Source organism: Lunatimonas lonarensis (assembly GCF_000390185.1).
GTDB classification, from domain to species: Bacteria; Bacteroidota; Bacteroidia; order Cytophagales; family Cyclobacteriaceae; genus Lunatimonas; species Lunatimonas lonarensis.
The window spans coordinates 106752-131626 of the sequence record NZ_AQHR01000104.1 but is presented as its reverse complement, the minus strand read 5'-3'; the positions used below and the strand labels follow the sequence as shown (position 1 = coordinate 131626).

Below are 24875 nucleotides of genomic sequence, written 5' to 3'. Positions count from 1 at the left end.
GATCAGAAATTTACCTGTGCCTGTAGCCGTAGCAGGCTTCCCCGCTGCCGATTGGAGGGGTTTAGGGAGTTTTCAAAGGTTCTGTCTGAGACCGTATACATGGCTACCAGCTCAAAATTACGGTTTGGCTGCCATTCTATACCGATTTCCCATTCCCTGACACGATGTTTCGTTGCGTCAAACTCGTGTTTCTTACCCCCGCTATAATAATGGTACCTGGAAAAGGGAATATAGAGGCTTTTACCGGATGTCACATAATAGGAGGCCAGCAGGTATCCGCCTTCCAAAGGTTTGTTGTCGATGTCTCCTGTTGTTGGATTGAATTCAGGGCCTCTTCCCCAATTATATTCTGCTTGTATGCCAAAGGGCTGTGGAAAAACCACCAATGTTGCTCCATATCGGTATTCCCTGAATTCGGTCGGGCTATCGTCTGCCAGCATCTGCCTGTTGATGACGAATTTGCCGGAATACCCCTGTAGGGATCCCTCGATAAACTGACCATTACCTAGCTCAAAAGGGTAGGACACTCTGCCTACGGTATGCAGGGAGTTGTTTTTTTCGGGCTGGTTTGCGGTTTGTCCATTGTAAGCACCGATGGCCAACACGCCGTAATCTCCGGATCCTTTCAGTCCGGACGAAACCAAGTGTCGGAAGCGTTCGCGGATTTTACTGGGTGCATAGTACAGCATAAGTCCAATGTCGCGTTCATTTGCTACGGCACTGTTCAAGCCGTCATTTCGATCTAAGGGAATACGGTTCTGGCTGGACTGTAAGTTCTCATACCCAAAGGGGACTTTGCTCTGGCCAATGCGGAGACGCAGTTCCTGTCTGGCATCCAATGCCAAGTCAAAATAGGCATCCCGAATTTGTGCCATATGGCCACCCCCAGAAGCGAAGTCCGGCTGGATATAGAAATAGATGCGCTCATGGATGTCTCCTGAGAAGATCATTCGTATCCGTCGGAAGAAGAATCCGCCATTTTCACCCCAGGATCGGTCACATTGGTCACACGAGAGCAGGGGATTGGTTTCGAACAATCTATTATACCTCAACTGGGCATATCCCCGAAGTTTGACAACCTCAGACCAGTTTTTTCCGACGACAGGGCGCTCTTCCATTACCGAGTCAACGGGCATGAAAGACGATGCCTTTGATTCTGCCGGCATCATTATCCTTGCCATAATGAGCCAGACGAAAAGGTTTCGCATGAAAAGAAGAAATTTTAGTAATACAGCGCTGCAAAGGAAGATAGGGCACAGGTAAAAAAATAGCTTTCTACTTTATCAATTTGTTAAAAATACAAGCTGTCTATCAAGCTCAGAAGGTAGGCCTTTTCATCATTAAAATAAAAATGTCCCCAAAAATGATTTTTCGGGACATCCTTGTGTTATCAAATTGTTAATTTCACCAATTAATCAACGGTGTAATCCCTCCTAATTGGGAAAGTTCTCAAGTGCTGGGATTCTAACGAAATCTACTACGGCAGTTTCTGTTCCTTTTAAACTCTGATTTATCAATCCGGGAACCTGCATACTGCCTTCACCCAAACAGGTGCCTTAATGACGCTGGATTTATTTCCAGGTAATCATTGATGTAGTAATTGCAAGGAGGCAATTCGTCCTTTTTGTGCGAGGACAATACGCCAACAACCCGCATTCCGGCGTTTAGTGCTGCAGTAACACCGGAGTATGAATCTTCAAAAACCACACATTTCGAGGGTGGAGTATTCAGGTTGTAGGCTGATTTTAGGTAAACTTCTGGATCCGGCTTGTGCTTTGCTACGTGCTCACTGGCCAAGATGGATTCCATTTTAGGTTCAAAGCCAAGTCTGCCCATGATCAGTCCAAGATTAGCGAAGGGGGCGGAGGTGGCTACTCCTGTTTTCAGGCCAATGCGCTTTAACCCGTCCAAAAATTCCATAAATCCGGCGATCGGGGTCACTTGGTTGGCATATATCTCCCGAAACAACCCCTCCTTTTCCTGCTCTAAGGCGGCAAACTCCTCACCAACGACTTCCCTTCCAAGGAAATGCCTGAATATATAGCTATTGCTTTTACCATACATGTGGCTTGCAAATTCAGCTTCTGTTGGGTAGAGCCCCCTTTTGCCGAAAAAAACCCGAAAGGCTTCTGAGTGGAATGGATTTGTGTGGCAAATGACGCCATCCATGTCAAAAATTACTGCATTCATATATCTATAATTCGTTTCTATTCGGTAAGATGGTATGCCCAAAATAATCACAGAACGGTATGAGAACTCTTCCCATGGACATTTAATGCGTTTAGCTGTCAATTTCCCGAGCTTCGGCACCCTTTTAGGAGACCCCAACATTCTTCGATTTTTTCAAGGCAAAAATCCTGAGCAGCGGCTTCGTCAACCCTTGAAATTCAAAATGGTGGTCTCGATGATATCGCAACACTCGTAGAGCTGCTCTTCGGTGATTACAAGGGGAGGCGCCAGGCGTATGATATTTCCGTGTGTGGGCTTGGCAAGTAGCCCATTGTCTCGAAGTGCCAAACAGAGGTTCCAGGCCGTGGAACTGTCACTGGGGGAGTTGATCACGAGTGCATTTAGCAGGCCCTTACCCCGAACCTCCGTTATCCAAGTTGTTTTCTTTGCCAGAATACGCATGCGTTGTCGAAAAATCGCTCCCAGCTTTCGGGCATTCTGGGCCAGCCTTTCCTCCCTCACCACTTCCAGAGCGGCAATGGCTACTCTGCCCGCCAGGGGATTGCCTCCATAGGTCGAACCATGCTGTCCAGGCTGAATGACATCCATTATATGCTTGTCGGCCAAAACCGCAGATACTGGAAGGAATCCGCCCGAAAGGGCTTTACCCAGGATTAATATGTCTGGCCGGGCATAGGTTTCCTGTTGTTCGCATTCGTCTTCGCAAGTACAATGACCACATACAGCCAATAGCGATCCGGTTCTGCCAATACCCGTCTGTATTTCATCCGCGATAAATAGAACATTGTGTTTTTTACATAGGTCGGCAACGGCTCGCATGTAGTCATCTGCGGGCGTATTTACCCCTGCTTCACCTTGGATGGGTTCCACCAAGAAAGCGGCAACTTTAGGGTTATTTGCAAATATTCCTTCCAACGCCGCAACGTCATTGAAGGGTATGTTGATAAATCCGGGTGTATAGGGGCCAAAGTTGTTTTTCGCCTGATCATCGTTGGAGAAGGAAATCACGGTGGTCGTTCTGCCATGAAAATTGTTATCGGCAACGACCAGTATTGCTTCGCTCTCAGGTATGCCTTTTCGCTCATATCCCCACTTCCTTGCCAGCTTGATAGCCGTTTCCACCGCTTCCACACCAGTGTTCATCGGCAGCACCTTTTCAAATCCGAAACGCTGGCTCAGGTACCTTTCGAATTCACCCAACGCATCGTTGTAAAAAGCCCGTGAGGTAAGCGTAAGCTTGGCAGCCTGTTGTTGAAGTGCTTCCAATATCTTGGGGTGGCAGTGGCCTTGGTTTACCGCTGAATAAGCAGAGAGAAAGTCAAAATATCGTTTACCGGAGATATCCCAAACGTAAGCACCCAGACCACGTACAAGAACCACCGGCAATGGGTGGTAGTTATGTGCGCCATATTTGTCTTCTAAGGCAATGGCAGCAATAGCACTGGGCGATAACTCGGACATATTGCGATGGATTTTGAACGTTGGAAAAAGCTAGGGACTTCGGACTTTTCCCTGACAAAGATACGAAATGCGCAGGGAATATCGAATCCAGAGCAAAAAGATGAAATACAAGTGTTTATCGAATAAAATCCACAGTCGCTTTTGGATTTGTACGAAAACTTCCGATATTTGCAGACTCAAAAAGTCAAACGGCTAATTTATAGACACTTTACATAGATCATGGCAAAAGTTTGTGACATCACCGGAAAAAGGCCTCGGGTAGGTAACAATGTATCCCACGCGAACAACAAGACAAAGCGGATGTTTTATCCCAACCTACATAAGAAAAGTTTCTACATCCCAGAGGAAGATGCTTGGATTACGTTGAAGGTTTCATCCAAGGCACTGAGAACAATCAACAAAAAAGGGATCACTGCGGTATTGAAGGATGCGCAGAAAAACGGTTCCATAATTATTAAATAAGTCTTACATCAAATTAAGGATATAAAAGGCGATGGCTAAGAAAGGCAATAGAGTTCAGGTAATTTTGGAATGTACTGAACATAAGACAAGTGGCGTGGCGGGTACATCAAGGTATATCACCACCAAAAACAGAAAGAACACTACCGAAAGGCTGGAGTTGAAGAAATTCAATCCAATCCTGAAGAAAATGACTGTTCATAAAGAGATCAAATAACAAGTGGCCAATACGTTCTTCGGAGGGAGTTGGACACTTAAATCTAAAAAAGCATGGCAAAGAAAGTAGTTGCAACATTGAAAAAAGAGGGGGGTATCACCTACTCTAAAGTGATCAGAGCGGTAAAATCTGAAAAAACGGGTGCCTATACGTTTAAAGAAGAGATGGTTCCCTCGACATTGGTTCAGGAAACACTGAAAAAGTAAACGCCGGGTTTAACACGGGTAAAGGATAAGATCCCTTTCGGTACAGACCGAAAGGGATTTTTACGTATATTCGGCATTCAAAAATCACACGCTATGGGAGTTTTTGGTTTTTTTTCCAAAGAAAAAAAGGAAAGCTTGGATAAAGGTCTGGAAAAATCCAGCCAAAACCTTTTTTCCAAGCTGGGTAAGGCGATTGTCGGCAAGTCCAAGGTAGATGATGAGGTTTTGGATGAATTGGAGGAGATTTTGATTACCTCTGATGTAGGGGTAGAAACAACCATCAAAGTAATCCGCCGGATCGAAGAGCGTGTGTCCAAAGAAAGGTATATCAATACTACCGAATTGGATAAGATTCTTCGCGAGGAAATAGCTAGCCTTTTGGAGGAAAACAATACAAATGACCTAGCTGATTTCGATTTGCCGGAATCGGCGGGTCCTTATGTGATAATGGTGGTAGGGGTAAATGGCGTTGGGAAGACTACAACTATAGGGAAATTGGCTTATCAATTTAAGCAAAAAGGGAAATCCGTGGTTCTTGGGGCAGCGGACACCTTTCGTGCGGCGGCGGTAGATCAGCTAATCCTTTGGGGGGATCGGGTAGAAGTACCGGTTATTTCCCATGGAATGAACACAGACCCCGCTTCGGTGGCCTTTGATACCGTCAAAAAGGCAGTAGAGTTGAAGGCCGATGTGGTCATTGTAGACACGGCGGGACGACTCCACACGAAAGTCAATCTAATGAATGAACTGACAAAGATAAAGCGTGTGATGCAGAAATTTATACCGGAGGCCCCACACGAGGTGTTGCTTGTGCTCGATGGTTCCACCGGCCAAAATGCATTTATACAGGCGAAAGAATTTACCAGGGCCACGGATATCACGTCCCTTGCCATCACCAAGTTGGACGGAACAGCCAAGGGGGGTGTGGTCATCGGAATTTCCGACCAATTCAAAATCCCGGTCAAATACATAGGGGTAGGCGAGAAAATGAACGACCTGCAGGTTTTTAACCGCAAGGAATTTGTGGATTCTCTCTTTAAAAAGTAATAAATCCTCGCTTACCTATATTCCAATCATAATCGAACTTCGATACCTTGGTATGGGGATGATGGGAAAAAATCCGACATAAAACAACGTGTGTGGAGAAATCAGCTGGGATGCTATCGTCTCAACCGAAGCAAATTATCATCAGAATAAAGACACCTTACATGGTGCATAAAGACTAACTCCAATAGAAGAATTAAATTCTAATTTACCAATTTTTTTCAGTACCTGATGTCGTTAATTGGACGTGAAAATTTCACACTAATTCCACCCCTTTATCTAATTTCATTAGGCGAGTAGACATGTAAACCGCCGTGGCCTTCTCAGAGCACTTTAAATTCCACCATGCCACTGTCTCCAATTGCAATCTCTCGAGCTCCTCTTTATCCTGCATCAGTTCTTTGGCCCGCTTAACCCCTTCTCCCCAGTCGCTCACCTGGATGATGGGAGACCCCTTGTAGAAAACAACATCCGGAAGTTTTTCGGAAATAATTACACATCCAGCCCGCATCGCTTCGTATATCCTGAAACATTCTGTGCTATTGAAACCCTTTGGAGAGAGTACGATTTTGCTATCCGCCAAAACATAACCATAGGATTCAGGAGAAAACCCACGCTTGAACCCGTCATTAAATACAAGAATAGAGTCGGGTATCTCACTGCTAAAATCGCGACGAAGCCAAAGCAACAACTTTCTGTAATATTTGTGCCTTAAGAACCTTTGTGCCGGCAACAGTCCAAAAACCCTAAAAAGACTTCTGTAAAAATCAATCCTATTTGTATTCAAATTACCACGAAAAAACACACTGACCTTTCTACGTACAATTGGCTCAATCTTAAATAGAGGGACTCCTTTCACGTAGCCCAGTGGAAATGGAAAGATATTCTCTTTCAATTTACTCTGTCCTATATACGTTTTAAAAATGGCAAAATAGCTACCGCTAAACCTGCTTGGGTCCGTACCATACTCGTCGGAAACAACGATAAGTATTTTCCTTTTTGACACCTTCAGGTCTACTGTGTTAGGAACTCTCCCACCTCCATAGTCCGAAAAAACCACGAAAAGAAAATCATTGAAGCTGTCATTCAAAACCTCCTTAAGCTCGGAAAATACACGTACCAAAAATTCCGCTTCATTCAACTCTTCCCATTTATAGAGGGAATTACTATCGTAAATGACATTATCAAATTCATTCAGATCCATGACTTAGAAAGCGCAATTAGTTAGGTTAACCCTCCGAGAATAATCCGTGACTTGGAACAAGGAAGTTTCTTCATTCTTGGAGTTGGCTTAGAAGAACTTTCTCTAGCTTCAACGCAAAGACTTCAGAATTTACTTTCTTTTCCAAAATTTCCTTTGTCTTTGACTGCATACGCTTAAGGCGATCCCAATCATGAACAAGCCCGTTGATAGCCTCTCGCCAGCCATCTACATCCCTCTTTGCAACCATCAGGCCAATTCCCTCTGTTTCAACATTTAGATTCAAATAGGGATTCTCCGTAATGATGACTGGCTTGTTAAAAGCCAACACGTCCTGCAAACCGGTCATTCCCTGGCACCCTTCCTTCTCCTTTGGATATATTAGAGGAATCAAAATGACCCGAGCATACAGATAATGGTTCAACAATTCAATGTAGGGAATAAAATCGGAATGAATTTCGACATTAGGCGGTAAAGAATCAACCTTTGGCATGGAATTCCTGGTACAAAATATCTTCAGATGGAAGTTGATGCCTCGAAAAGCCTCTATGATAGTCTCATAATCCCTATCTGTATGCCCTGCACTAATCACATAGTTGCACTCTTCAAGAGGAATGTCAGTGTTAAATCTTTTGTAGAATTGACGATCAGGACCCCATTGGGCAGTGGAAAACTGAAAACGATTAGAAGATGAAATCCCCAGCCTCGTAACGGTATCGTTCAACAAGGGCTCACTGAGAAAGACAACCGACTCAAACTGCATCAGAACCTTTTTCGAAATCCAACGAAGAAGGGAGTTTGAAGACCTCGAAAATAGAAAGGGCTGATGCACAACGGCAACTATCGGCTTTCTAAATAGGCGGAAGAATTTCAATAGAACCAACAACTTGGTGTTTGCAAGGGAGTATGGCGCATAAATCACATCAAAATCCCTCATTTTCGCCAAAATACGGATTTGTTGATCCAGGTGTGAAATGCCGAAAAGTTTACCAATCGTATTCAGAAACTTAAACTTTTCATGGGGAAACAATATTATATCCACTTTCCCACGCCTATCAAGCTCGACCTTACCCCAAACATGATGACTTCCGCTGACACCCTTCTCCCACAATAGAAAAGCCTTTTCCATCGAATAATTATTTACCAAAAAGACCCTCATAAACCAAACCTAGACAGCACAAAAACCAAATAAACTACCAAACATAACTATACCAAAGGAATCTATTTTCTAACGAAATAATTCCTGATTGAATGATACACAAACACAGGTATAGTATTGGAATAACGTTTAAAGTATTTACTGGGCTCTCTTATCATCCTATACAGCCACTCCAAACCTATCGACTGAAAAAAGCGAGGTGCCCTTGGCGTTAAGCCGGAAAACACATCGAACGTCCCCCCTAATCCCATAAAAATTGTTGCGTTTAAATTTGTCCGATTCTTATCCAGAAAATCTTCTTGGATAGGAGATCCCATAGCGACAAAAAGTATATCGGGTTTAGCCTCGTTTATCTCATTAATCACACTGTTTTCATCTTTAAAGTAACCGTCAATACATCCGACAACATTCAAATTTGGAAAGCTTTCGTGTATACGACGCTGGGTTTCTTGGATAACAGCTGGTTTAGCTCCTAACAAAAACACTTTCCATTTCCCCGCATCGCCCTTTTCGAGCAACTTCTCGAATAAAGCGACACCGGTGATCCTTTCCTTTACGCGATACCCATACATGGCACAAAGCAAAACGATACTAACACCATCTGCAATCAATAATTCGATTTTTCGTATTTTTTCATAAAAATCAGAAGACTTATATATGTAAGCCATTTTATAAACATTTAGGGCACAAATCTGCCTCTTCTGCTTCGACTCGATACAACTAGTAATTTCCCCTATGATATCTTCGTATGTATCCGTATATATGTCCAATCCACTAATGTCCTTCTTCATATCCTTTTGTTTTTTTCAATTGATCACATGGAATTTATACCCTTACAAAACCTCTCAGGTACCGATCTTCCAAGATACTCCGTTTTTTCCCTCTATTCTTATTAAATTTCTATCGTACTTTCCCAAGGTCAACACTACCTATCTGAACATTCCTGGTTTATTTTCCAAACCTCCTGTAAATAAACGGACATCCCATAAACCATCCAAGCCTGAGACCACCTCATATAGGAAATCCTGGAGGTGAAAAACCTATTTATTTGGTAAAAGAAACGCCCCTCCTTTTTCGACTGCATATGCGCAATCGTCCAAAGCAATACGTTCTTACAAGTTTGACCATACCGTGCGAAATTTCCCGATTTAGCCACCGTAACCATAAGTTGGGATGTAGTGTGAACGTCAATGGGATAGGTTTGGTGGCTGTAATACCTAGGGATACCCTCATCGGAAAAGAAAGTCTCTATATAAAACTCAAAGCCTTTTCGTAGGACGCCATCGAACTCATGCGACCCAGAAAACCGCTGAAAATCAGCGATACATTCCAAATTGTAGCCGGTATGAAAGTTGTCGATCCATTGGTGAAAATCATAAGCCCCATATGGCCAAGAACCATTGGAAAGCTGTCTTTCACAAACAAAGAGTACCGCGCTTCTTGCCTCTTGAATCAACGTGTCCTCATTTGTGTGGCTGTACACACGTGACAATAAACGGGCTCCCAGAAGCGAGGCATTATAAACGACACTTGTGTCAAGAGGAGAATAGGAGAAACAAAAGCCCCTACCACTTTCATCCGGCGTACGATTTAAATCGCACAAAACGAAGTCACAGGCACTCCTAGCTGCATCAAGCAGCCTCCTATCATTTGTAATCTCAAACGCGTCTAACAATGCATTTGCCACGAAAGTCGTAGCAACCACCGTTGGGGTTCCTTTTGGCTGAAAAAAAGCCCTCGCCTGCCAATCGAAATTATATCCCCAACAGCTTCCACTCCATCCCTTAGTCCTCAGATCCAACGCCAAACTAGCCAATTCATTGACTCTCTTCAAATGCTCGGGCTTCTTATCCATTTTATACAGAATGCAATAAGAACTTAAGAATAAGCCAATTGCCTTGGGGTTAAATTCCTTCTCAACCCCTACCAACCTCCTGAAATTTACCGGAGATCGTTTAAAAAACTGGATCCAAGCCAGCTTCACATACCGATTATTTGAAAAAAAAGGTATAGACTTAAAAAGTTTACTGTTCAGGCCATCATAGGGGTCATATCCCTTAAAACCCTCCTTTTCACAATAGCCCAATAGTCTCTCAAACGACTCTTCAATTCGCACATTATCCATACTATTCATAAAAAAACGACTCTAATGATTACCAAATTTCATTTTCCCCAAAACCACTCCATAGTCCAAACCAAAGCCATATATCAGCTATGATCCTCCTTTAATAACCCCTAAAATGTTATCAGTAAATACATCCCAGCTATTATCAAGATAAAGTTGCTGTCTCATGTCGAAACTAAGTCCATCACCAAAGCGATATCTGTTTATTATGCCAGGTATTTCAATAAACTGACTATAGGTATGTACATTCGAAAGGTATTGAAAATCCTCGAAAACCGCATGTGAAAGGCCTATAATTTGCGTATCCATCCTCAGCGTGTCCATAAATGCCCCTGAACTTATTACGGTTTCCGATTGATAGGTAAACAAAACAAACTTTGAATTGGAGGCAAATTGCGATATCTCTTGTAAAGAGAGGGTTCCATCAAAGAATTGCACATTCTCAGAAAGGTTCTCCCTTAGCTTTTTTTCGTAAACTTCATCAAAACACTTGCCTATGACAAGGATTTTGAAATTATTGAAGCTAGGTGTTGACTTAACATGGGCTAAAAATAGATCTACGCCCTTATACGGATGCAAGGCTCCCCAAATCAACAAATCGTATTCCTTCTCCTTATGCGAACCATCAGAAAAAGGAGGAAGAATCGGGTGGGTAAATACCCTAACTTTTTCAACTGCAAATGGGTACATTTTCTTCACAAACCGGACACCTTCCTGAGAATGTGTAATGATATGGTCTGAAACGTTCATCATTACCGAAAAAAGCCCTCCATGCTTGTCTTTTTTATCCTTTTTTAAATGCGAGCCTTTGTTATGAAGGATCCAAATAATTTTTTTGCTTGAGAACCGCGTAATGGCACAAAAAATCCTGAACAAAAAAACTTGTAACCAACCGAATTTCTTTTCCTCAACAAACTCTATCCAGTTTAGGATATAAATATCAGTTTTAAAATAAAATAAATATAAATTCAGCACACCTCTATTGGGGGCAGCGGAATTGACAACTATTGCTTTCTGAGTGAGCGATGATTTAAAATTCTCCATATACGGATTTGGAGAACCCTTGGCCTGCTGATTTAACGGATACAAAAAAAACCTCTTCATCTTCTTATTTTTTCCTCTTTTTAAACCCGCTGGATGATCCCAAGGGGACGGTATATCTCGTATGGATTAAGGTCATCGAATAGTGTAATTCATGCGTCATCTTCGATCTTCTCCTTCAGTTATCAGAATTCACCAACCCACCAAGTAAACGCATAAACTCGGTCCTAACCAAAAACCCGTCATGCCTTTCCGCTGCCACTGAAATCGCCTTTGTTCCTATCGACTGCCGAATTTCAGTATCGCCTAAAAGTTCCTTTAACGCATTAATCAGCGAATCAAGACTGTTTTCGGTAACTACCTTAGCCCATCCGTAAACCCTGGCATAGGAAACGATAGCCATTTCCTCCGGGGAAAAGATAAGTATAGGGGTTCCGCAGACCATATATTCGGAAGCCTTCGTTGGCATCGAGTATTTAAAGAACTGTATTGCTTCCTTCGCAAATTCGTACGGCAAAAACAAGATGTCTGCCGTTCCAAATCTACTTGGCAACTCGCTATACTCTACGAACGATCGATGCTGTACCACTTCATATTCATCCATCCAATGTTCTTTATCGCCACTTTGAATAACGAATCGAATACGAAGGCCTAAATCTTTATTCAACGACGTGATCGCACGGGCCATTATCTTAAGACTCTCCGAAATTCCCAACCCTACTCTTCCAGCATATAAGATCTCTGGGACTTCTGATAGCTCATAGCTTTGCCGCTGCCCTCTTCTCCAGAAATCAACATCAATGGGATTATGAAATGGAATAAATCGATAGCCGTATCTTTCCTGGTATTCTTTTGCCATCAAATCGCTGATGCTTAGATGCAACGATGAAGCTTTCAATACTTCCCTAAAATCAATATCTATTTGCCTGCTCCAATCCACTCCAAAAATCTTTCCTTTTGGCACCCACGCTACCCAATCATCCATCATGTGAAAGACCATTGGCTTATTTAGGTATTTTTGTACCACAAGGCAAAAAAGCAGGTTTTCACGTCTCTGTGCCTGCGCATATATAATATCAGCGTTGAAGGCGTTGAGCCAATTTTTCAATTCATCCGACAGCTCATAACGGGAAATCCAGTGCGCCATACCAGTAGCCCTGAACATGGGATTCAAATAATCGGACAGAAGTCTCTTTCTGAGGGACGCCGATTTGGCATTTGGTCTCAATGACTTTTCCCTGCTAATGAGCAATGGCCCGGAATAGTGCTTCTTGGCGATGAAATTAAACGGAAAAAGCCATTTGTGCTCCTTTGAACCCAACTGATAGTAATTCTGGCAAATATGGCCTTCTGTACCGTCATTAATCAAATAAGAAGGGCAGAGGACAGCCAATTTGTCCCTATCCCAATCGGAGAAAAGATTAGATAGCGTTATCCCTCCTCCCGATTGACTATTAAACGGTTGATTTAAAATAAGTACCCTCGGCAAATCTCTCATCCCACTTTCTTTATTCTCTTTGGGTGTATATTTTGTTCCAAATAGGCCAAGAAAGCATTGTATCCTTCTTCGCTGCCCTCGTAATAGCTTCTATAATTGGCTAAAAATGAGGAAAAAACCTTCCGGGGCGTATCCTCTAAATCATACGCCTCCTCCAATGCCCTTAATCTATTGGTAAGATCCATATGATTGTCATAAACCACAAAACAATCGGCCAGCTTTCCAGGGCCATGTACCTCTGGGTTCTCGTCCAGCCGCCAGGCCATAGCCCAAGAACTATCCGGCATAAAAACGTAGGCCCCACAGCTTAAACACTCTGCTATTGGCAGACCAAATGACTCTGGGAACTGGATAAAATAGTAGGTGGCTTGCCTGTAAATCTCCCTAATCTGATCAATTGACATGCTACCACTTAGGGCTACATAGGGAATGTCCAAATCCTTTAAAACCTGGATCTGCTCGTTCCTTATCTGTTCCCTTCCTTCCCGCTCAAAATCGACAACCGCAAACGTTCGGCGCTTTATCTCCGGCTTCAACCCACTTGATTTTAGGTACATTCCGATTTGGCTCCAAGGAGGGGTGGGTGTTGATCGTACCTCAGTTACGGACGAAACGGCCAAATGCCAATCGAAAATCGTAGAATCATTTTGTCCCTCCCGTTCAAACATATCCAATATCGTCGGAGCATTGCCCAAGTAGTAAACTCCGTGATAAACCATCGGAATGCCGCCTAGGATCCTCTTACCTTTGACAAAATCGTACTCATCTTTAAGATAGCATTTTGGGCTTGTCTCTGCAATCACAACAAAATCAAATGCCGACATTCTGCGAACGAAACGTCTATCTCTGCCAAAATTCAGTAACTTATAGGTGGTCCAAGCGAGCCATGAATACCTGTTTCGCACCCTCGAGAAACTCAAAAGACGCTTAAAAAACGCGATCTCATAAAACACAGAAACCTCCATCCCTCGCTCCTTTAGAAACTGAGCCAAACAGTCCGACAAAACCCTCGGGCTGGCAAAGGTAGGCTTTGTGATAATAGCTACCTTATATTTCATATCCTTCTTATTCATAGTTTATATCATAAAATAAACCCGCAATCCTTTTTCCGACAAGTTACGCAACGTATCAGAATAGCAAATCCCAACTCCGATCCAAACAAGTATATAATTCATAGTAAATACCTGAACAGTAGAAGGGTGTGTATTGACCATCCAAAAAAGAATCCAAAGAGCCGCTGCTTTAGAAAGTGTATTTCTAGATTGGAATAAGCCCTTATAAATCGCTGGGACGAGAATCAGCAAAAACAACACAACTTGCACCAACCCTCCCTTTAAAACCATATTTAAATAATCTGTTTCGATGGTACCTCTATAATTGCCCTGACCCATCGTAGGTGAATAATACATACCCATCATTCCTCTCCCTATTACCCAATCTAATCCCTCCATGTCACTGAAAAAATATCGCTCCACTCCAGTACGCGTGTCCTCAACTCCCCTCTGCTGAAGGTAAGACACAAACTCCGCCTCCGAACTTGTCACCAAATAAACGGACACGGATCCTAACAGCACCAAAACACCTCCCGATAACAAAAACATTACAATTTTGTACTTTGTATTTATCCAAAATAATACAAATACTAAAAACAAACTACCCAACGTCATGAAAAGCAACCCCCTCCTTGCCCTAATAATCGCAAAAAATATACATAAAGCCAAAATGCCAAATGCTGCTAGATTTCTACGTTTCGAATGATAAAAGTAAGTCATCAATATAAAACTTACAGCAACTGCTAAGGTCTTAGAAAAATATTCAACTATTTCCCTACTTAAAACATTCTTCTCCGTCTCTAATAGATCACCACGAAAAAGGATTGAGTAGATGATAAAAAAAACCCCTAAAACCATGATAACATCAAACATTCTCTTGTAGTATATTAACTTCTTCGGGAATAGCATAATAAGTGGGACAAAATAAAGGAATCCACCAAACCAGGGGTTAAGAAGCATCAACTTTAACGCCTCCTTTTCAAATGAAAGTCCACGCAAAAAAATAATACCTGCCCAAAAAACAATCATAAAAAAAATAACCTTCTGATAATGGCTGTCAAATTCAAATTTGACTAACTTATATCCAGTTGGGATCATCAGAAGAATGCCAACGATCTGCACAGACTGGAAAACAACGAAATTTGTTTGACGGCTTGATGTAATTGTCCAAGCAAGGGTATAAAGTAGAAACCCAAGCCAAAAAAGATTAAGCAGTAAAATCTCCTGCCTATCATGCGAAAGAACATATCTAACACGTTGCTTTAGACTAGCTTTGACCATTGTCATACACCTCTTGCTCCATATAGGAAATTAAACTCGCATGCTGATCCATAATTACGTCCACTTGGTACTCGGGAAGTAGCTTGCCAACCAGCTTTCTTTCGAGACAATAAACAATCCCCTTACAGAAATCATCTGCATCCCGATAAGCAGCTATATACCCGTTTGATTTGTGGGAGATCATTTCAGGTATACCTCCAGTTTCAAATCCAACCACCGGCGTTCCGCAGCATAAACTTTCGATTATGGTAGTAGGCAAATTATCCGCCAAGGATGGCGCAAGAAATACATCGGAAGCATTGTAAACAAGGTTGGTCGTATAGTCATCCCTGATAAACCCCATAAACTTTATTGGAAAAGGGATGGCCTCTGAAATCTCCTCAGATGCAGCACTCCCGAAAACCAACATTACGATCTCTTTATTGGGCAGCTCACTTTTCAACTTAACAACCGCATCCTTCAAATACGTCCATCCTTTATAGGGACTATGCACCTTATTGGCGCCAAAACATATCACATAGTCATACGCTGCAAGACCGAGAATTCCCTTAGCTACCGACTTATCAAAGGGTTTAAACAGGTTTTGATCGATCGGATTTGGGATCCTATATACGGGCTTACCTTTAGTAATCTCGGCACGCTTGGCTAGATCAGCTAACCAATGACTGGGGGAAACGAAAAACAGATTCCGAAATGAACGGTAAAACTCCATCTTCTCCTCGTATTGTTTATACGAAGTATCCACTTCCTTATCCTCGGGAAACACCGGACAATTTCCGCAATGTGTCAAAAACTTATCACAATCGAAACTATAGGAACAGCCTCCGGTGATCGTCCACATATCATGCAGAATCATCACCATAGGCTTGCCTAGGGAGGCAAGTTGCTTTAAGTTCCTTACGCTTAAGAAGCCCCCTAAAACCCAGTGCACGTAAATGACATCAGATTGCCTAACAACCGGATGATTGCTGATATCTGAACCTAATAGAGACAGAGAAAATGCCCCTGATTCCTTTGGTTTATTCCTAGTTAAATAATCCTGAATTTTCTGGTTCAACCGACGTACATTTTTACCAAACGCTCCCAAAGAAACTATTCTTGGGTCTCCTACAACCTCAGAATAAAGGGATAAAACGTACGAATCATACCCATATGCTAGAAAAGCCTCATGCAGCCGAATCGTATAATTTCCAGATGGACTACTTCCAAACTGCAGGTGAACCACCTTCCTACCCCCTTCTTCAATGCCTATTTCACCCATATACCTTTTCTGTTCTTATAAATGATCAAATAATATTGAATGGGAGCGACGAGGATCCCATTAAAATTCGCTACCAGAGAAGCAATAAATAGTGACTTCAAGCCCATTTCAAAATACCTTATCAGCAAAATAGCTACCGCAACGTACACAAATGGACTGATAAGACTACACCAAAATTGAATTCTCAAAGCACTTATACCATTCAGAAAATTAACAAAAAGATTGCCAAACATAAAGGATATAAAAAATATAAAACCCCAGACTGATAAAATGAAGTCAATTTCAACCTGACCCTTAAGCCAAAAATCGTAAACCTGAGGAGAAAACACCAGCATCCCTATCCCTCCAAAAACAAGCAGTACAATCAAAAACAGGTATTTCTTGATCGCATTCCTTATCCATTGAATATCATTTGAAAGATATGCGTCAGTGGAAGCAGACCAAAAAGGAGATAAAAAGATACCAAACGCCATACCCAAGATATTGAAATATTTATACACAATATTATAAGAAGTAACTTCATAAGTCCCAAAACTACGAGCAATAATAATATTTGCTGACTGGTACTGTATCAAACTAGCAATACTAATAATAAAGAAAATAAACCCTAAGTTAAACAATCCTTTCGATTCGCTAACATTAATTGCAGAAATCCGTGGACTATACAACCTATACTTACCTTTGAAAAGATATACATTTGCCAATATTAGAACAACAATTGGTGCTAAACAAAGTGCCAAACCTAAATTAACCAAAGAGCCCTCAGTGGTTATTACGAGTATTGCTATAATAGCCAGCGAAATCATTTGTCCCAGTAAATCAATAAGGGAGGCCTTAGCAGGCTGCTGATCAGCAGTCAAAAGCGTATTGATCACCTTTAACACAAATTGTAGGCAAAAATAGGTGAAAACAATCACCGCTAATGTTGACACCTCTCTTCGCATATCCTCTGACACCTTCAAAATCTGAGCCCAATTCAAAAAAGGATTTACGAAAATGAAAATCAACCACACACTGAAAAATATCAACGCCAATATGAAATAGGTCGTACTTACATACATACGACCAGACTCAGTATCACCCTTTGATACAGACTCAGCAAATTTATTACGTAACCCATGCGTCAGCCCTACATTGAAAAAACTAAACCAACCTACAATGGAACTAATAGTCAGCCAAATACCATACCTGGTCGGGTTAACATAGTCTATTGTCAAAGGAACTACCACCAGGGAAATTAAGATACTGCCTCCTTTAATGAGAATAGAACCCAAAATATTCTTCTTGGCCTTTACAGTTCTTGATTTCCCTTTTGTAAGTAAACTTACCTTACTCTGAATAAAAGCGGCTATACGATTCATGAAAAATCCCCGTCTGGAAATACCCACCGGTCTTTAAGCTAGGTTTTTGAATAACTCTTCTTTGACTTGTTGGGTTTCTCTGCATCATAGCCGTAACCATAAGCATATCCATAATGCCCCAAGCCTACTTTCGCATCATTAGCAACTATATACATATTCCTTAGTTTTTTATGAAATTCCATCTCCCTAAAAAACTCCAGGTTAGCCTTATCTGTAACATTGTATCTGACAATGAACAAGGTAGTGTCAACAAAACGGGCCAAACTAAGTGCGTCAGAAACAGTGCCAACAGGTGCGGTGTCTACAATAACATAATCAAAGTTATCTCGTAAAAAACCAAAAAGCCGTTCAACCCTCTCGCTTAGTATCATCTCCGACGGATTTTCGGGTATCTCTCCACAAGAAACCAACTTCAATCCCTCTATGGCGTCAAAGCTCTGTATAATATCATTGGGCTCCAACGCTTCATCATTTACAAAATCGGAAATACCAAGACCAACAGGCATCCCCAAGTTATGAAAAAGCGCGGGCTTCCTTAGATCAAATTCAAGAACTACAGCCTTTTTTCCTGTTAAACTGAGACTAACCGCCAAGTTAAAACTAAAAAAGGTTTTCCCTTCGCCGGGTATGCTAGAAGTTACCATAACTACTTTGCTTGGCTCATCTTCATTCATAAACGTAAGGTTCGACCGAACCAAACGGAACTGTTCGGCAATCGGACTCCTTCTATTCTTCGTAATCACTAAAAACTCCTTCTCGGAACTATGGGAAATCTCTCCAAGAATCGGTTTATTCAGGATTTCAGATATATCAGACTTTTGGACAATTTTATTGCCAAGATTGGATTTCAGATAAACAAATCCAAAAGGCAACCCAAATCCCAGTATGAGAGCAATTCCGTAAAATAAAGGTTTGTTGGGCTTACTTGGCGAATTTCCCGCAGAGGCCTTATCAATTACCCTCGCATTGGCCACCGTAGTGGCGGCTAGGGAAAGCTCTGATTCTTCACGCTTGGCCTGAAGGTAAAGAAACTGTTCTTGCTTTCTGCTCTGCGTTCGTTGCAGTTCGAGCAAACCCCGTTCGATTTCAGGAACCCTGGAAATACGGCCATCTATCTGCCTAATATTCTGCGAAAGGTTTCTATTTTCAATCTCTAGGCTATTTTTGATATTATTAATATTAGCCTTGATGTTACGTTTGAGCGAGGCTAATTCGTCTTCAATGCCCATCATGATCGGACTGCTGGGCTGCACCGTTCGGGAAATCCTTGCTTTATCACTTTGCAGTTGATTAAACTTGGAGATAAGTGCAGAGAGGGTCGCATCTGCAATAGAAAGCGTACTGGGAACCTCCACCCCTTCACTTTGGGGATTATCCAGGTAGTTTTCTATGGATGCAAGGACTTCCATCTGAATTCGATTCCGGGACAATTCGGATTCATACGACTTGGAGTTTTCGACAAAGGAATTATATTCTATACCAAGTCCCGATATATTGTTTTCCCGCTTATACACCTCGATTTCACGCTCTACTTCCTTTAGCTCATCAATTAGGGTAACCAACTGATTGTCAATAAATGCTATGGTATTTTCAGCGGTCGTATTCTTCTCTCTGACGGCCTGCTTATTGTAAACCTCAATTAATTTATTGATTATATCTTTGCCCTTGTCAGGAACCGCGTCAAGCAAACTAAGGATCAAGACCGACGCAAATTTGCTAGAAAGAGAGACCCTTAATCTAGAACTGTAGATACCGGCCAAATTATCCTTGTTATTAAAGAAAAAAAGCATCTCCTTCGGAGAATAGTTTGTAAAATACTCATTCTTATTAATCGAAAAAGAACCATACCAATTCTGGAGCGTATCTCCATATGAATACCGATTGTAGTTGTCTCCCTCCAAAAACAAAAGACCATCGTCCTCCAATTTCAGGTACACTGCCCAATCATCCGGCTCCTCATAGATTACACTATTAACGTGGAAAATCGACACCGTAACGGGCACCTGCCAGCCGTATATCTCCCTCCTTCTGGAATAGGAATCCTCTAAATAAAAAGTGGTTTCGAGAGGCAATTCTTCAATAGCATCCCTCATCAAACTAAAAGAACCCAACACCTCGATTTCATTTTCCACCTGCTTGGTAGTTTCAAATCCCTCCAGCTCACTAAATACAATGTTTTGGGTAAAATCTGAGTTTTTATCCACCTTGATCATAATCGTGCTGGATACATTATACAGTGGCGTTGAAAAGAAAATATAGACGTAGGCGATGCAGCCAAACAATACTAGGGAAACCAAAAAAAGCCACCAATACCTCAGGTATTGAAAAATGATCTTTTTGAAATCCATTGGTTTCGATCTTTCTTCACCGGTGCCATCCATCAACAAGTCTGACAAAATATCACTTCTCTTCATGTGTCTATAATTGTTTTTGAGCGGTCACAACTTGTCCCGGTTTATCGGGATGTAATATCACAGGGTGATAGTCATTCCTGTGTGTCGCTTGCGTCATACTCGATATCAATTCCGTTCCAAATAGATCCTCAAATTGAAAATTAAGGCTAGCATTAAGCTGGTAGTTATACCAATAACCGTTAATGAACGTTGATTGGTAGAAGCCTGTATTGCCTTTATTCTATCAGGCTCAACATAAACTACATCGTTTTGCTGCAAGTAGTAATAAGGAGAGTCGAGAAATTCTTTACTGTTCAGATTAACCCTGGTAGCTTTACGTTCTCCCTCTGTTTCACGTATTATCAACACATTCTCCCTTTTACCATACATCGTCATATCTCCTGCCAACCCCAAAGCCTCCAATAGGCTTACTTTTTCTGTGGGAACGACCAACGTAGATGGCCTGTTGACCTCACCAATAACTGTAATCTTAAAATTAATAAACCTTATGTTCACGATTGGATCAACAACATATTCGGAAACCCTCTCGGTCAACAAATCGATCGCCTGGGTCTTTGTTAACCCTTCCAACTTAACCTTGCCAAGAACTGGAAAATTAATCTCTCCTTTCTCATCTACCAGATATCCTTCGTTCAATGCTCGTTGCGCCTGGGTAAGCCTTGCGTCAGCCCCCGTTTCCATTACTCCCACATTAAATAGAATGTTTGATTCTTCGCTCGCACTACTTACGACAATCCTTAGCAAATCATCCCGTTGAATCTTAGGTTGAACCATTTCTGTAAACCTAACGGAATACATATCAGCTTCACTTATATCACTGAAATAAACTAGGTTACGACTTGCACAGGCCCAACTGCCCCACACCAACACCAAAACAAGAAGTCTGTTTCTCATGACATAAATAATTTAAGCTATACTCCCGTAAAATCAATCGCTTTTAATAAAAAGAAGATGTTTTTTATTGGATGAAATTAATAATGATGAAATTCTTATCTAACTATATAATCTACATAAAACGAAAGGCAACTCAACAACGTCTCACTTCAACAACCACTCGCCCCAACCTAAATCACAGGTACTTGAATTTGGCATAAAACAAACCATGTCTTGCCCAACTTCTTTCACAAACTCTAAAGTCCAAATGTAACAGAAAATCACGAACTTATCAATCAAAACCCAGCATAGAATAACTCCCGCTTCAAGATAAACTAAGACCTAAGTTCTTATTGATGGTTGTATTGCAATTACAGTAATTTATTTAGATTAAGTGGTTTAGATCGGGTCTGGATCAAACTAATTAGATGATCCGCTCTTTTGCCCCATGAATTTTCCCTAGCCAGCTCAACTCTCTTTTGGATATGAATGTCCGAATCATTTTCGTAGGCATCCTTGATATACTGAACAAACTCTTCATCGGAATTGGCCTTGTATACCGTGTGTTCAGGAAACTCCCAATGACGAACATTCGGCAAATTCGTAATAACCGCTGGCTTTCCTGCTGCAAGATATTGCCACATTTTATTGGGAGTTCGTCCAGTGTTGGTATCTTCCATATAATAGGGAGCAATTGCGACATCCATGTCATTCAAAGTTCTGTAAAGGACTTCTCCTGACTGAACTCCGAGCGATATTACCCGGTCTCGATCAATCAAGCGATCTACTATATCGTCTTTAATTGGCCCGATCAAATAGATTTCTGTGTTTCCGAGCTCCAAAATTTTGTTTAACAAAGGAACGGGTGTCTTCACTTTATCGATATAGCCCAAAAGAACCACCTTGATCCTTCCGTCCCGCTTTCGCACATGAATTAAAATTTCTGAGGAACTACCGAACTCTGGTGCACCTAACGGCAACTCAAAAGAATTAGCATTAAGTAGTCTAAACCCTTCAACCAACGTTTTTGCAGTGGCAAGCGCCAAGAACGAATTAACAACTAGCTTGTTTTGGGTATACCTCGTATACGCCTTTACAACCTCAGGAGCATCAATATTATTTACGAAGTCATCAGATGCAAAATAAAGCACACGATCAAAATAACGCGGAGTCAGGTATCCACCAAAATCAGTGCAGATAACATAGAGATCATCCCTCATTCCTATTAGATCCTTTACTTTCCTCAGCAACCAAATTTGGTACGATTCATTTAAAATGGGCGTTCGATACCTAAATCGTCTGCTTATTGGAAACGATGGAATGAAAACTTCAAGGTTTTGGCTGACTTTAGTCCTTTTGATCGAAGGACTGCCAAAATCGTTCCCTGAAACAAAGGTTACCTTAAAATTTCTTGAAAGTGCGTGCGCCAACTGATGCCTAGCCCTTGGCGGGGAATCCCAGACATCAATCGTAATAAATAAAAACTCCATCTTCATCGCCATAACCTTTGGAAGAGACCAATCACAGACATCGAAATGACAAAATTAATAAATCAAAAAAGGACTATTTTACCCATTGCGAACAACCCTCGAAACATCTCCTTATTTTAATACTATTAGTCAACCAAGTATAAAACCCTACCTATCACCCTGTCCAGAGCATCTTTTCAAAGCGATCGGCCTGTAAACGCTCTAGGACAGGATCTCTCTATGTTTCACTCAACCAATACCTTTGTTATTCAAGATCAGCAAAATCAATTTGCTGAGGTAGCCCTGTCTTCAGACTGTCCAATATTTTGAATGTGACCAACGTGGTCAAGCAGATTGACTCGAAAGAAATTGGACTATCATTTCCCTTCTTGGCATTATCCAGGAATTCGTAAACCTCCTCTTTATGACCTTTCCCATCTGATTTTAGCTTTATGACTTTTCCGCCCTTATATAGCGTACCACTCCTAAAGTCATTGATCACCCCTACATTCCCGGCGTTGAAAACCTCTATCTGCTCCTTCGGAAGCGACTTGTCGCCATTAGCCACATACACCAGATTACCTATCGACCCATTGTCAAATTTCACTGTTATGGAGACATTGTCATCCGCCATCATTTTATCGTTGGGTGTATTGATCGATTCCGCAAAAACCCTAATTGGGTCACTGCCCGTAAAAAACTGCATCAAATCAATAAAGTGACATATTTCGCCAACAATCCGACCTCCCCCAATTTCTGGAATTTGGGACCAATGGTCTTTTGGTATAAACCCTGCATTAACCCGAATATTTACGACAAACGGTTCAGAGGATCTGCCCAACTCTTTCTTTATTTCGCGGGAAATAGGTGCGAAGCGTCTATTGAAGCCAACTAAAAGGGGCAAATCATGCGCTTTTTTTGTTGCAACTACCTCTTTTAATTGATCCAAATCCATGGCAAGTGGTTTCTCCACAAACACTCGCTTGGAGGCCTTCAAAGCATCAATCACTAGGGGAGCATGGGAAGAATGTGGCGTAGCGATAAATACGGTATTGATCTTATCATTCCCTACGATGTCGTTCGAATCCGTTGAGCAAAAATTAAAGGAAAATTTATCCAGTACATTCTTGGAGGTGATACCTTTTGATGTTACCACACCATCCAGACTCGCCCCCCAACTCTTTACGTGGGGAACCAAGTAACTTTGTGCAAAACTTCCGGCACCAATAAAACCTACATTTATCTGCTGCTGTGGCGCGTGGTTTACTGCCACCTTAGAACCGCGTTTTTTACTATCTTCCGCATATTTCAACAGGATTCCAATATGTGGCTCTGGCGTTTTGCCCATAACAATATCATAGGCCTTCTCTGCCTCGTCAATTGAAAAGGTATGGGTAATCAACGACTGTAGATTGATTGCCTTTTGGGAAATCAGATCCAAAAACGCTTCCATATTTCGCTGTTCCGTCCACCTTACATAGGCGTAAGGATAGTCCTGGCCCAACTCTTCATAGTTAACGTCATACCTACCAGGGCCATACGAGCAGGAAATTTTAAGCTCTAGTTCATTGCGGTAGAAATAAGGTTCTCGGGGAATATCCATCTTGACCGCCCCTACCAAAACAATTCTACCCTTTTTCCTTAAAATCTCTGTAGAGAGAACAATGGGATCATTCGTAGAAGTCGCAGCCGTTATGACCACTGAATCGAAACCAAATCCGTTTGTAAAGTGGTCACACTCAGAAATTAGATTGCCATCGTTCCTATGGATGGCCTTATCAGCACCAGAATCTATTGCGAGTTGGATAAGAGACTCTGCCATATCTATGCCAAAAACCCTACACCCATTTGCCTTCAGAAGTTGCACGGTAAGCTGTCCCAAAAGACCAAGACCAATTACAGCCACGCGCTCTCCAAGGCGAGGTTCTGCCTGTCTGACTCCTTGCAGGGCAATAGCACCGAGAGTCGTGAAGGCAGCCTCTTCCGAGGAAACATTGTCGGGAATCTTTACGACCAAATTCTGCGGGACCGACACGACTTCAGCATGCGAGGCAAAGTCAGCCCCTGCACACGCCACTCTATCGCCTGGCTTAAACATACCCCTGGTGTCCAATGAAGTCAGCACACGGCCAGATGTACTATATCCAAGCGCCTTCAGCGAATCTAACTTGGTCTGTACCTTATTAAAGGTAGCTCTCAAACCTTCCTTGCGTATGTTTTGTATTACTTGAGCGACCAAATCAGGGCGCTGCTTGGCTTTTCCTAACAAACTCGCCTGAGCTACTTTCGTGGTGCTCCGTTCGGTTCCGGCACTTATGAGTGAAAAATCATTCTCAACGAGAACCATCCCTTCCGAAACCGCCGGAGGTGGCACATCGTCAACATACAATTTCCCGGTTTTAAAGTTTTGAATTACCTGTTTCATCTCGTATTACTGCTTAGATTAAAAATGAATTATCCCTATTCATGGAGCATACCAACTGCTACCACTTATTGCCAAAGGGTTTATTAAGAGTTTATTCCGAAGAACCAATCATAAAGGTAGTTAAACCGAGCCATCAAC

At 41.9% G+C, this 24875-nt stretch carries 21 protein-coding genes; 4 read left to right on the top strand and 17 right to left on the bottom strand.

What is annotated here, in order from left to right:
• Positions 1-2: 2 nt before the first annotated feature.
• From ADIS_RS18190 to rocD, 3 genes are all read right to left on the bottom strand, one after another.
• Positions 3-1136, bottom strand: coding sequence for a porin (locus tag ADIS_RS18190; protein WP_010856149.1), 1134 nt, complete (start codon positions 1134-1136; stop codon positions 3-5).
• 403 nt (positions 1137-1539) lie between these two features.
• Positions 1540-2190 carry an HAD family hydrolase gene (locus ADIS_RS18185; protein WP_010856148.1) on the bottom strand — a complete coding sequence of 217 codons (651 nt, stop codon included), beginning with the start codon at positions 2188-2190 and terminating at the stop codon, positions 1540-1542.
• A 183-nt stretch (positions 2191-2373) separates the two neighbouring features.
• The gene (gene rocD / locus ADIS_RS18180; protein ID WP_010856147.1) at positions 2374-3651 is read right to left on the bottom strand and encodes an ornithine--oxo-acid transaminase; all 1278 of its coding nucleotides are present in this window, start codon (positions 3649-3651) and stop codon (positions 2374-2376) included.
• Positions 3652-3870: 219 nt separating this feature from the next.
• Here rocD and rpmB point away from each other — a divergent pair, with 219 nt between their 5' ends.
• The 4 genes from rpmB (at position 3871) to ftsY (ending at position 5580) form a co-directional block, all read left to right on the top strand.
• Complete coding sequence (gene rpmB / locus ADIS_RS18175) at positions 3871-4113, top strand: 50S ribosomal protein L28 (protein ID WP_035806832.1); 243 nt, start codon at positions 3871-3873, stop codon at positions 4111-4113.
• A gap of 31 nt (positions 4114-4144) precedes the next feature.
• Positions 4145-4327, top strand: a complete 183-nt coding sequence (gene rpmG, locus ADIS_RS18170; protein ID WP_035806830.1) for a 50S ribosomal protein L33 — start codon at positions 4145-4147, stop codon at positions 4325-4327.
• 53 nt (positions 4328-4380) lie between these two features.
• Complete coding sequence (locus ADIS_RS22795; protein WP_010856143.1) at positions 4381-4533, top strand: DUF4295 domain-containing protein; 153 nt, start codon at positions 4381-4383, stop codon at positions 4531-4533.
• 93 nt (positions 4534-4626) lie between these two features.
• Positions 4627-5580 (top strand): signal recognition particle-docking protein FtsY, encoded by a 954-nt coding sequence (gene ftsY, locus ADIS_RS18165; RefSeq protein ID WP_010856142.1) that lies wholly within the window; start codon positions 4627-4629, stop codon positions 5578-5580.
• Between the two features lie 253 nt (positions 5581-5833).
• Here the strand turns inward: ftsY and ADIS_RS18160 are convergent, their stop codons facing one another.
• The 14 genes from ADIS_RS18160 to ADIS_RS18095 all read right to left on the bottom strand — a co-directional run bounded on the left by ADIS_RS18160 (position 5834) and on the right by ADIS_RS18095 (position 24737).
• On the bottom strand, positions 5834-6781 hold the full coding sequence (locus ADIS_RS18160) for a glycosyltransferase family 47 protein (protein WP_010856141.1): 948 nt from the start codon (positions 6779-6781) through the stop codon (positions 5834-5836).
• Between the two features lie 70 nt (positions 6782-6851).
• The gene (locus ADIS_RS18155; RefSeq protein ID WP_010856140.1) at positions 6852-7907 is read right to left on the bottom strand and encodes a glycosyltransferase family protein; all 1056 of its coding nucleotides are present in this window, start codon (positions 7905-7907) and stop codon (positions 6852-6854) included.
• A 92-nt stretch (positions 7908-7999) separates the two neighbouring features.
• Positions 8000-8728 (bottom strand): WecB/TagA/CpsF family glycosyltransferase, encoded by a 729-nt coding sequence (locus ADIS_RS18150; RefSeq protein WP_010856139.1) that lies wholly within the window; start codon positions 8726-8728, stop codon positions 8000-8002.
• Between the two features lie 134 nt (positions 8729-8862).
• Positions 8863-10071 carry a hypothetical protein gene (locus tag ADIS_RS18145; RefSeq protein ID WP_010856138.1) on the bottom strand — a complete coding sequence of 403 codons (1209 nt, stop codon included), beginning with the start codon at positions 10069-10071 and terminating at the stop codon, positions 8863-8865.
• A gap of 78 nt (positions 10072-10149) precedes the next feature.
• The gene (locus ADIS_RS18140) at positions 10150-11166 is read right to left on the bottom strand and encodes a glycosyltransferase (protein ID WP_010856137.1); all 1017 of its coding nucleotides are present in this window, start codon (positions 11164-11166) and stop codon (positions 10150-10152) included.
• Positions 11167-11281: 115 nt separating this feature from the next.
• The gene (locus ADIS_RS18135; RefSeq protein WP_010856136.1) at positions 11282-12601 is read right to left on the bottom strand and encodes a glycosyltransferase family protein; all 1320 of its coding nucleotides are present in this window, start codon (positions 12599-12601) and stop codon (positions 11282-11284) included.
• Entirely contained in the window at positions 12598-13659 is a 1062-nt protein-coding gene (locus ADIS_RS18130) for a hypothetical protein (RefSeq protein ID WP_010856135.1), read from the bottom strand. The genes ADIS_RS18135 and ADIS_RS18130 overlap by 4 nt, the downstream gene beginning before the upstream one ends.
• An 18-nt stretch (positions 13660-13677) precedes the next feature.
• Entirely contained in the window at positions 13678-14940 is a 1263-nt protein-coding gene (locus ADIS_RS18125) for a hypothetical protein (RefSeq protein ID WP_010856134.1), read from the bottom strand.
• Positions 14921-16195 carry a glycosyltransferase gene (locus ADIS_RS18120; protein WP_010856133.1) on the bottom strand — a complete coding sequence of 425 codons (1275 nt, stop codon included), beginning with the start codon at positions 16193-16195 and terminating at the stop codon, positions 14921-14923. The genes ADIS_RS18125 and ADIS_RS18120 overlap by 20 nt, the downstream gene beginning before the upstream one ends.
• Entirely contained in the window at positions 16183-17556 is a 1374-nt protein-coding gene (locus ADIS_RS18115) for an MATE family efflux transporter (protein WP_010856132.1), read from the bottom strand. The genes ADIS_RS18120 and ADIS_RS18115 overlap by 13 nt, the downstream gene beginning before the upstream one ends.
• A gap of 38 nt (positions 17557-17594) precedes the next feature.
• Positions 17595-19970: a GumC family protein gene (locus tag ADIS_RS18110; RefSeq protein WP_010856131.1), complete on the bottom strand. Its 2376-nt coding sequence runs from the start codon at positions 19968-19970 to the stop codon at positions 17595-17597.
• A 105-nt stretch (positions 19971-20075) separates the two neighbouring features.
• Positions 20076-20864 (bottom strand): polysaccharide biosynthesis/export family protein, encoded by a 789-nt coding sequence (locus ADIS_RS18105; RefSeq protein WP_035806827.1) that lies wholly within the window; start codon positions 20862-20864, stop codon positions 20076-20078.
• 350 nt (positions 20865-21214) lie between these two features.
• Complete coding sequence (locus ADIS_RS18100) at positions 21215-22339, bottom strand: glycosyltransferase (RefSeq protein WP_238325455.1); 1125 nt, start codon at positions 22337-22339, stop codon at positions 21215-21217.
• 238 nt (positions 22340-22577) lie between these two features.
• The gene (locus tag ADIS_RS18095) at positions 22578-24737 is read right to left on the bottom strand and encodes a bi-domain-containing oxidoreductase (RefSeq protein WP_010856128.1); all 2160 of its coding nucleotides are present in this window, start codon (positions 24735-24737) and stop codon (positions 22578-22580) included.
• Positions 24738-24875 lie beyond the last annotated feature (138 nt).

Excerpts from the sequence above, each read along its gene's own strand:
- ADIS_RS18155 (WP_010856140.1), bottom strand. The coding sequence starts at position 7,907 with ATGGAAAAGGCTTTTCTATTGTGGGAGAAGGGTGTCAGCGGAAGTCAT.
- ADIS_RS18185 (WP_010856148.1), bottom strand. The coding sequence starts at position 2,190 with ATGAATGCAGTAATTTTTGACATGGATGGCGTCATTTGCCACACAAAT.
- ADIS_RS18160 (WP_010856141.1), bottom strand. The coding sequence starts at position 6,781 with ATGGATCTGAATGAATTTGATAATGTCATTTACGATAGTAATTCCCTC.
- ADIS_RS18130 (WP_010856135.1), bottom strand. The coding sequence starts at position 13,659 with ATGAAATATAAGGTAGCTATTATCACAAAGCCTACCTTTGCCAGCCCG.
- rocD (WP_010856147.1), bottom strand. The coding sequence starts at position 3,651 with ATGTCCGAGTTATCGCCCAGTGCTATTGCTGCCATTGCCTTAGAAGAC.
- ADIS_RS18145 (WP_010856138.1), bottom strand. The coding sequence starts at position 10,071 with ATGAATAGTATGGATAATGTGCGAATTGAAGAGTCGTTTGAGAGACTA.
- rpmG (WP_035806830.1), top strand. The coding sequence starts at position 4,145 with ATGGCTAAGAAAGGCAATAGAGTTCAGGTAATTTTGGAATGTACTGAA.
- ADIS_RS18100 (WP_238325455.1), bottom strand. The coding sequence starts at position 22,339 with ATGAAGATGGAGTTTTTATTTATTACGATTGATGTCTGGGATTCCCCG.
- ADIS_RS18150 (WP_010856139.1), bottom strand. The coding sequence starts at position 8,728 with ATGAAGAAGGACATTAGTGGATTGGACATATATACGGATACATACGAA.
- ADIS_RS18105 (WP_035806827.1), bottom strand. The coding sequence starts at position 20,864 with ATGAGAAACAGACTTCTTGTTTTGGTGTTGGTGTGGGGCAGTTGGGCC.
- ADIS_RS18125 (WP_010856134.1), bottom strand. The coding sequence starts at position 14,940 with ATGACAATGGTCAAAGCTAGTCTAAAGCAACGTGTTAGATATGTTCTT.
- ADIS_RS18110 (WP_010856131.1), bottom strand. The coding sequence starts at position 19,970 with ATGAAGAGAAGTGATATTTTGTCAGACTTGTTGATGGATGGCACCGGT.
- ftsY (WP_010856142.1), top strand. The coding sequence starts at position 4,627 with ATGGGAGTTTTTGGTTTTTTTTCCAAAGAAAAAAAGGAAAGCTTGGAT.
- ADIS_RS18135 (WP_010856136.1), bottom strand. The coding sequence starts at position 12,601 with ATGAGAGATTTGCCGAGGGTACTTATTTTAAATCAACCGTTTAATAGT.
- rpmB (WP_035806832.1), top strand. The coding sequence starts at position 3,871 with ATGGCAAAAGTTTGTGACATCACCGGAAAAAGGCCTCGGGTAGGTAAC.
- ADIS_RS18115 (WP_010856132.1), bottom strand. The coding sequence starts at position 17,556 with ATGAATCGTATAGCCGCTTTTATTCAGAGTAAGGTAAGTTTACTTACA.
- ADIS_RS22795 (WP_010856143.1), top strand. The coding sequence starts at position 4,381 with ATGGCAAAGAAAGTAGTTGCAACATTGAAAAAAGAGGGGGGTATCACC.
- ADIS_RS18140 (WP_010856137.1), bottom strand. The coding sequence starts at position 11,166 with ATGAAGAGGTTTTTTTTGTATCCGTTAAATCAGCAGGCCAAGGGTTCT.
- ADIS_RS18120 (WP_010856133.1), bottom strand. The coding sequence starts at position 16,195 with ATGGGTGAAATAGGCATTGAAGAAGGGGGTAGGAAGGTGGTTCACCTG.
- ADIS_RS18190 (WP_010856149.1), bottom strand. The coding sequence starts at position 1,136 with ATGCCCGTTGACTCGGTAATGGAAGAGCGCCCTGTCGTCGGAAAAAAC.
- ADIS_RS18095 (WP_010856128.1), bottom strand. The coding sequence starts at position 24,737 with ATGAAACAGGTAATTCAAAACTTTAAAACCGGGAAATTGTATGTTGAC.